Annotated in this window: 8 protein-coding genes; 5 read left to right on the plus strand and 3 right to left on the minus strand. The window is 70.7% G+C overall.

Translation table 11 applies throughout. The features are described from left to right. The 3 genes from D471_RS33240 to D471_RS0106005 form a co-directional block, all read left to right on the plus strand. The coding region (locus tag D471_RS33240) for a PUA domain-containing protein (RefSeq protein WP_040688548.1) at positions 1–243 on the plus strand (243 nt) is incomplete at its 5' end. Then, on the plus strand, positions 240–1088 hold the full coding sequence (locus tag D471_RS0106000) for an endo alpha-1,4 polygalactosaminidase (protein WP_017597789.1): 849 nt from the start codon (positions 240–242) through the stop codon (positions 1086–1088). The genes D471_RS33240 and D471_RS0106000, both read left to right, overlap by 4 nt. Positions 1089–1146: 58 nt before the next feature. Further along, positions 1147–1593: a type II toxin-antitoxin system PemK/MazF family toxin gene (locus D471_RS0106005; protein ID WP_017597790.1), complete on the plus strand. Its 447-nt coding sequence runs from the start codon at positions 1147–1149 to the stop codon at positions 1591–1593. Positions 1594–1680: 87 nt separating this feature from the next. On the opposite strand, the gene D471_RS0106010 is transcribed toward D471_RS0106005, so the two are convergent. Then, entirely contained in the window at positions 1681–2643 is a 963-nt protein-coding gene (locus tag D471_RS0106010; protein WP_017597791.1) for a cyclase family protein, read from the minus strand. A gap of 169 nt (positions 2644–2812) precedes the next feature. On the opposite strand from D471_RS0106010, the gene D471_RS0106015 reads away from it, so the two are divergent. Further along, positions 2813–3865 carry an aldo/keto reductase gene (locus tag D471_RS0106015; RefSeq protein ID WP_017597792.1) on the plus strand — a complete coding sequence of 351 codons (1053 nt, stop codon included), beginning with the start codon at positions 2813–2815 and terminating at the stop codon, positions 3863–3865. Between the two features lie 107 nt (positions 3866–3972). Here D471_RS0106015 and D471_RS0106020 read toward each other — a convergent pair whose 3' ends face one another. Further along, on the minus strand, positions 3973–4269 hold the full coding sequence (locus tag D471_RS0106020; protein WP_017597793.1) for a putative quinol monooxygenase: 297 nt from the start codon (positions 4267–4269) through the stop codon (positions 3973–3975). 238 nt (positions 4270–4507) lie between these two features. Between D471_RS0106020 and D471_RS33245 the strand changes: the two genes are divergently transcribed. After that, positions 4508–5728: a CynX/NimT family MFS transporter gene (locus tag D471_RS33245; RefSeq protein WP_040688550.1), complete on the plus strand. Its 1221-nt coding sequence runs from the start codon at positions 4508–4510 to the stop codon at positions 5726–5728. 77 nt (positions 5729–5805) lie between these two features. On the opposite strand, the gene D471_RS0106030 is transcribed toward D471_RS33245, so the two are convergent. Continuing rightward, on the minus strand, positions 5806–7425 hold the full coding sequence (locus D471_RS0106030; RefSeq protein ID WP_017597795.1) for an FAD-dependent monooxygenase: 1620 nt from the start codon (positions 7423–7425) through the stop codon (positions 5806–5808). Between the last annotated feature and the right edge of the window lie 229 nt (positions 7426–7654).

Genomic DNA, 7654 nt, shown 5'->3' on the forward strand with positions numbered 1-7654 from the left:
GTCGTGAGTGAGAAGGCCTCCCTGCTGCCCGCGGGCGTGGTCAAGGTCATGGGCGACTTCAGCGCGGGAGACCCGGTGGACCTGCGCGACGAGGAGGGCACCGTGGTCGCGCGCGGTCTGGTCAACTACGACGCCTCCGAAGTCCCCGACATGATGGGTAGGTCGACGCGGTGGCTGGCCAGGGAGATGGGTCCCTCCTACGAGCGCGAACTGGTGCACCGAGACGATCTGGTGATCCTGTGACGCCTCCCTCCGCCTTCCGGTGGACGGGAGCCCTGGCCCTGGCGGTCCTGTGCGTCGGGTGTGCGCCGACCGAGGCGTCCCGGACGACGGGTTCCGCGAGCGAGGAGGGGGTTCCGGAGCCGTCAGTGCCCGTCGGGCCGTTCGACTACCAGCTCGGCGGCGGCTACGAACCCGCGCCGGACGTGGTGGCGGTGGTGCGCGACTCCAGCGACGAACCCGCGCCGGACCTGTACTCGGTCTGCTACGTCAACGCGTTCCAGACCCAACCCCAGGACCTGGAGCGGTGGGTGTCGGAGCATCCCGACGCGCTGCTGCGGGACGCCGACGGCGCGTTCGTCGCCGACCCCGACTGGCCGGACGAGGTGTTGCTGGACGTGTCCACCGAGGAACGCCGAGGGGAGGTCGCCGACGTCGTCGGCCAGACGGTCGCGGACTGCGCGGAGCGGGGCTTCGACGCCGTGGAGTTCGACAACCTGGACTCCTTCACCCGTTCCGGGGGAGCCTTCGACGCCGACGACGCCCTCGCCCTGGCCGCCGAACTGGTGGAGGCGGCGCACGCCCTGGGGATGGACGCGGCCCAGAAGAACGCCGCCGAGCTGACGTACCGGGCGCACGAGCAGGCCGGGTTCGACCTGGCGGTGGCCGAGGAGTGCGTCGCCTACCAGGAGTGCTCCGCCTACACCGACGTCTACGGTGACGCCGTCCTGGCCATCGAGTACCCCGACACCCTGGACATCCCCTTCGAGGAGGCGTGCGCCGACCCGGAGTCCCCCGCCAGCACCATCCTGCGCGACCGCGATCTCGTCGTGCCCGACGAGCCCGGACACCTCTTCGAGGCCTGCTGAGGCGGACGGCGGACCGAGGTCGTTCCACGGGCCGCTGGCACCGCCTAGGATGCCTCCTGTGAGCGAAGACACAGCGCGCGGGTCCGACCCGCACCCCCAGCACGGCCAGGTCCGTGAGATCCCCACCGAACGCAACGCGACCCGTATCGCCTACGCTCCCGAACGCGACGGTCTCGCCGACACGGGCGAGATCGTGTGGACGTGGGTCCCCTACGAGGAGGATCCCTCCCAGGGCAAGGACCGGCCGATGCTCGTCGTGGGGCGCAAGGACGGCCGACTGCACGGTCTCATGCTCTCGTCCCAGAGCCCCGAGGCGTGGGAGAGCCAGGACTGGCTGCCCATCGGCAGCGGATCCTGGGACCGCGAGGGCCGGGACTCCCACGTTCGGGTGGACCGCCTCTTCGAGTTCGAGGAGGACGGCATCCGTCGGGAGGCCGCGGTCCTGGACGAGGAGCGGTTCGGTCTGGTCGCGGACGTACTGCGGGGACGGTACGGCTGGAGCTGATCCGGTCGGGGCACGTGAACGGCCCCCGAGGGCGCCGGCGGCCAAGACCGGCGTCTTCGGGGGCCGAGTGCCAGGGGAGCGGTTCGGTCAGTGGACGGCCAGGAGGCGGGTGGGGCCGCCGGTCCCGCCCTTGGTGTTGATGACACCGACCACGGCGATGGCGCCGCACTCGGGGGCCTCGTCCATGTGCGCGGTGATCTCGAGGCCGTACTTGTTCGCGCCCAGCATCAGGATGTGGGCCTGGGGGTCGGAGACGGACTTGGGGCCCGGGTCCAGACTCGGGCTGTCCACCGCGATGCCGGCGACGTCGCGGTGGTTCAGCAGCCAGGCGCACGCCTCGGCGCTGAACCCGGGGAAGTGGGGGATCCCGTCACTGCCGCGGTTCAGCATGTCGGCCTGGCCGCTGAGCACGCGCCGGGTCCAGCCGGAGTCCATGGCGATGAGGGCGCGCCGCGGGATGCGGCCGTAGCGCCGCTCCCAGTTCCGCAGGTCCCGCACGGTGACCTCGGCGTCCAGGTCCGTCTCGGCGCGGTCGGCGATGCGGATCACGACCAGGGGGCAGACCAGGTTCGCCGGGTCCATCTGTTCGTTGCGCAGGGCGTCGTCGTTGTCGAAGAAGTGCCAGGGGGCGTCCATGTGGGTCCCCGTGTGCTCGTCGATCTCCAGCTTGAGCGCGTTGTAGCCGTCGTCGTCCACCCACGCGGTCTGGAAGATGTTGGGCTCCAGAGCGAAGGGGGAGTAGACGGGGAAGTCGGTGTGGATGGCGTGGCTGAGGTTGGTGACCCGCAGGCGGGAGGCGGAGACGCCGTTGAGGGCCTGGGCGTAGGCGGGGTCGCTGTTGCCGACGCCCAGTGCGCCGATGCCGGTGAGGAGGGCGCCCACGGCGGCGGAGCCCGTGAGCATCCGGCGTCGGCCCACCCCCGCGCTGGCGGGTCGGGCGGGGGTCGCGGGTTCGGGGGTCGTCGGTCGGGGCGCCGTCATCGTCGCGGTGTCGGCGCTGTCCTTGGCGAGACTGCTCTGGGCGTTGCGGATCAGCTCAGGTCCACACATGGGGGGCACCTCTTCCAGGTCGGCGTGTGTGCGAGTCCAGATAAGTATACGTACTCTTATGGATGAAGGAACCCTGATAGATGATTGATTTCGAGCAAACATCTGCCTTCATGTGAGAACATGGGTTCTGATGCTCAGACGCACTGACACGACCGATGGGAGTACGCGAATGAGCCTGCAGACCCGCCCGTTGGGCGACACCGGGATGGACATCACCCGGGTCGGCCTGGGTGCCTGGGCGATCGGAGGCGGTGGCTGGCGCTACTCGTGGGGGGCTCAGGACGACGCTGAGTCGATCGCCGCCATCCGCCACGCCGTCGAGAACGGCGTCAACTGGATCGACACCGCGGCCGTCTACGGTCTCGGCCACTCCGAGGAGGTGGTCGGCAAGGCCGTCGCCCCTCTCCCCGAGGCCGACCGTCCCCTCGTCTTCACCAAGTGCGGTCTGGTCTGGGACGAGGACGACCCGGGCGCGCCCCCGCACCGGATCATGCGCCCCGACAGCGTCCGTCGCGAGGTGGAGGGTTCCCTCTCCCGCCTGGGGGTGGACCGGATCGACCTGTTCCAGGTGCACTGGCCCGACACGGGCGCCTCGCTGGAGTACAGCGGGGAGGAGTCGGGCGGCCCGGCGCCCCAGGCGACCCCGATCGAGGAGTACTGGGCGGTGATGGCGGAGCTGAAGGCGGAGGGCAAGGTAGGCGCCATCGGGCTGTCCAACCACGACGTGCCGCTCCTGGAGCGGGCTGAGGCGGTCGCCCACGTCGAGGCGGTCCAGCCGCCGTTCTCCGCGATCAACCGCTCCAACGCGGGTGAGGTGGCCTGGGCGGCGAAGAACGGCACCGGTGTGATCGTCTACTCACCCATGCAGTCCGGACTGCTCACCGGGGCCTTCTCCCGGGAACGGGTCGAGGCACTGGACGCCGCCGACTGGCGGCGGGGGCACGTGGACTTCACCACCAACCTGGAGCCCAACCTCGCCCTGGCCCGGGCGCTGGAGCCCGTCGCCGAGCGGCACGGGACCACGGTCGCGGCCGTCGCGGTGGCCTGGGCGGCCGCCTGGCCCGGTGTGACCGGCGCCATCGTCGGCGCGCGCCGGCCCGCGCAGATCGACGCGTGGCTGGCCGCCGGTTCGCTGGAGTTGACCGAGGCCGATCTGTCGGAGATCGCGGAGGCCACGGTGCGCACCGGAGCGGGCGAGGGTCCGGTGACCCCGCAGGGGTAGAAGGCGTCGGTCTCCCTCCTCCGCCTCCTGGGCGGCGGAGGAGGGAGATGAGAAGAGTGCCCGTGTGGTGGAGCTCCACCACACGGGCACTCGTGTCGGGTTGGGGATCAGACGTGCTGGGTGCCCCGCACCAGCCACTCGGGGCCCTCCTGGCCCCAGCTGCCGATGATGTCGAAGAACTTCTTGAAGTGCGCTCCGTCGCAGTGCACCTGGAAGGCCTCCTCGTCCTCGTAGGCCTCGATCAGGTAGAAGCGGTTGGCGGTCTCCTCGTCCTCGACGAGGTTGAACGCCAGCGTGCCGGGCTCGTCGGCGTTCGAGTTCCGGCCGTCCTCCAGAGCGGCGGCGATGAACTCGTCGCGGTGCTCGGCGGGCACGTCGAACTTCACGGCGATGTGGTAAGCCACGATCTTTCCCTTCTGGGTCCTGCTCTGTCCTGGTGTTCCCCCGCCGAAGCCCCCGGGGAGGCGGTGGATGACGTTCCGTGCGGAAGCCGATCCAGGCGGTTCATGGGATACGCTATCTTATATCTAGCAGATCTTGGTTACCTGATCGCTAATAGATAGGTATCAGGTCTCTTGGTCTTTCTGGTCTGACCCCCTGTGCCAGGCCAGTCGCATCACCGACACGTTGAGTGAGGAACTCGTGGCACAAGACCAACAAGGCGTCCGGGCGACGTCCAACCTCCTCTGGACGGCCGTGGGGCTCGTGTTGCTCGCGGTCAACCTCCGCCCGGCCATCGGAAGCGTCTCCCCCCTGCTCGGCCAGATCCAGGAGGACCTGGGCCTGTCCGGCGCGACCATCAGCCTGCTCACCACTCTCCCGGTCCTGTGTCTGGGCGTCTTCGCCCTGCTCGCCCCTGCGTTCGCCCGCAGGATCGGTGTCAACAGCGCCGTCACGCTGGCGCTGGTCCTGATCGTCATCGGCCTGGCCATCCGGTTCGTCCCGGCCGTGCCGACCCTGTTCGTCGGCACCGTCCTGGCCGGTGCCGGACTCGCCATCGGAAACGTTCTGATCCCCGCCGTGGTCAAGAGCGCCTTCCCCGACCGGATCCGCTTCTACACGGGGCTCGCCACGGCGGTCCTCAGCGGTGGCGCGGCTCTGTCCTCCGGTGTGACCGTCCCCCTGCGCGACGGCCTCGGCGTCGACTGGCCCACCGCCCTGGTGCTGTGGGCGGGGCTGGCGATCCTGGCCCTGGTCGTGTGGGTGCCCCTGGCCCTGAGCCAGGGGAAGCCGAATGGGGCGGCCGCGCCGCCCCCCGTCCTGGGCAAGCTGCTGCGTGACGCCGTCGCCTGGCAGACCACGCTCTACCTGGCGCTTCGCGCCCTGGCCTTCTTCACCGCCCTGGGGTGGCTGCCGACGATCCTCATCGACCGCGGGGCCGCCGAGGCCGGCGCCGTGCTCTCCCTGTGCATGCTGGTGAGCATCCCGGCCGCGGTGCTGGCCCCCGTGCTCTCCGGGCGAGTGCGTCCGGCGACGGTGACCGTCACGGTCGCCGTCCTGGGCGCGGTGGCCAACCTCGGACTGATCGTCCAGCCCGACCTCGCCACGTTCTGGGCCATCGTCCTCGGCCTGGCCCTGGGCGGCGGGTTCGCGATGGCGATGACCTTCATCGGTCTGCGCTCGCCCGACCCCGGCGTGGCCGCCCAGCTGTCGGGCATGGTGCAGACGGTCGGCTACGGCGTGGGCGCGGTGTGCGGTCCGCTCCTGTTCGGCCTGATCGGGTCGGTCACGGGCAGTTGGACCCCGGCCCTGGTGCTGCTGATCGTGCTCGCCCCGGTCGAGCTGGTCATCGGTCTGCTCGTCAGCCGGGACCGCAAGGTCCTGGCCTCGCGGACGAGCGAGCAGGTCGCGGCCGGAAGCTGACACCGGGCACGACACGGAAGGTCGCGGGGCACCGGATCGGGAATCCGGTGCCCCGCTTCGGTGTACGCGGTGGACGGTCAGCGGGGGGCGGCTCCGAGGTGGGCCGCGAGTTCGGCGCGGAGTCGCGCCCGGTCGTCCCCGTGCCCGTGCGCGGCGACGTAGCCGTCCGGGCGGATCAGGTGGTAACCGGTGGCTGAGCAGAGCCGGTGCTCGGTGGCGTCCCGCGGGGCCAGCGTCCGCACCGTGACCTCCGGGCGGTTCGCGATGGCTCGCGCCAGGTCCTCAGCCAACCCGGGGCGGCCCGGAGTGACGGCGAGCGTCCACCGGGGAGCGCAGACGGCGTCATCGCCGTGCCGCTCCTCGCCGCCGACGCCCAGGGCGACGGCGAGTGCGCGGGGCAGGGCGTGACCGACCCGGATGGCCCCCGGTCGGTGCTGGGACAGCAGGCAGGAGGAGGGCCACGCCGGTTCCTGCGTGCTGCGGGTGGGGGTGTACCGGAAGCGGTACCCCGCCATCACCGGGAGGTAGTGGCGCTCCATGGCCGGCTCCAGGACGCGGAACGCCGCGTCACGGGCTCCGGTCTGGAGCGGGTGCTTGAGCATCCACCCCCGGGTCTGGATGTCGGTGTCGCGCACCACCTGCCGGGCCACGTCCTTGCGTTCCTGTTCATAGGTGTACAGCAGGGAGGGGGCGGCCTGTCCGCCGATCACGGCGGCGAGCTTCCAGGCGATGTTCTGCGCGTCCTGCATGCCGGTGTTGAGCCCCTGGCCGCCCGCCGGGCTGTGCACGTGGGCGGCGTCGCCGGCCAGGAAGACCCGGCCCCTCTGGAAGTCGTCGGCGTGCCTGCGGTGGACGCGGAAGACCGACTCCCACACGGGGTCGACCAGGCGTACACCGCCGGGACCCTGCTCGTCCGCGATCCGCTGGAGGAGCGCCACGCTCACCTTCTCTCCCGGGGGGAGGCTGGCGAAGAACCGGAACACCCCGTCGGGGAGGGCGACGATGACCAGCGCGCCCTGCGGTGACTGGTAGTAGAGGGCCTCGTCGGTGGGCAGGTCGCCCTCGATGCGGCAGTCGACGAGGGCGAACGCCGACTCGTAGGTGCTGCCGCTGAACCCGGTGCCGATCTGCGCCCGCACGGCGCTGCCCGCGCCGTCCGCTCCGATGACGAAGGGCGCGCGGTAGCGCTCCACGGTTCCGTCGGCGTGCTCCAGGATCGCGGTCACCCCGTCGGTGGCCGTGACGTCCCCGGAGAAGTCCATTCCGTCGAAGGCGAGCAGCCGCACACCGCGTTCGACCCGACCGCCGAGTTCCAGCAGCCGTTCGTGGAGGACGCGCTCGGTCTCGCTCTGCGGCAGGCACAGCGGCGTCAGGTGTTCGGGGAAGGTGAACGAGGCCAGCGGCGCGCCCGAGGAGTAGTAGCGGAACGTGTTGATGTCGATGCCGGCCTTCCTGGCCGCGTCGAGCGAACCGAGGTCCTCCAGCATGTCGAGCGTGCGCGGCCAGAGCAGGAGGGCCTTGGGGAAGGGGGACGCCTCGGCCGCTCGGTCGACGAGCCGCACGCGTACCCCCCGTCGCAGGAGTTCGCATGCCGCGGTCAGTCCCACAGGGCCGGCGCCGACCACCAGGACGTCGGCTGGGTCGGCCGGAGGGCGGGGCTCACTGGCTGCGGTGCTGTCATCACTGGTCAACGGCATTTCGGTGGGCTCCGATCGATCGGGTGTCGATGTCCGGTCAGGGGCTTCCTCGCTCCCGCCGTCGCCATAAGATTGACGATGATAGTAAGATACCTTATGCTCCTACGCGAGTAGATGCTCATAAGTAATCGATCGAGGGGCAAGGGAATGGCGATCGACGCAACGGAACGACAGGGGGCTCAGGCCGCCCTGACCAGGGGGCAGGGGGCCGCCACGCTCGTGGCCGTCG

It is taken from the genome of Nocardiopsis lucentensis DSM 44048, from assembly GCF_000341125.1.
Lineage (GTDB): Bacteria > Actinomycetota > Actinomycetes > Streptosporangiales > Streptosporangiaceae > Nocardiopsis > Nocardiopsis lucentensis.

Coding starts and splice junctions, on each gene's coding strand:
- D471_RS0106015 (WP_017597792.1), top strand. CDS start 2,813: ATGAGCCTGCAGACCCGCCCGTTGGGCGACACCGGGATGGACATCACC.
- D471_RS0106010 (WP_017597791.1), bottom strand. CDS start 2,643: ATGTGTGGACCTGAGCTGATCCGCAACGCCCAGAGCAGTCTCGCCAAG.
- D471_RS0106030 (WP_017597795.1), bottom strand. CDS start 7,425: ATGCCGTTGACCAGTGATGACAGCACCGCAGCCAGTGAGCCCCGCCCT.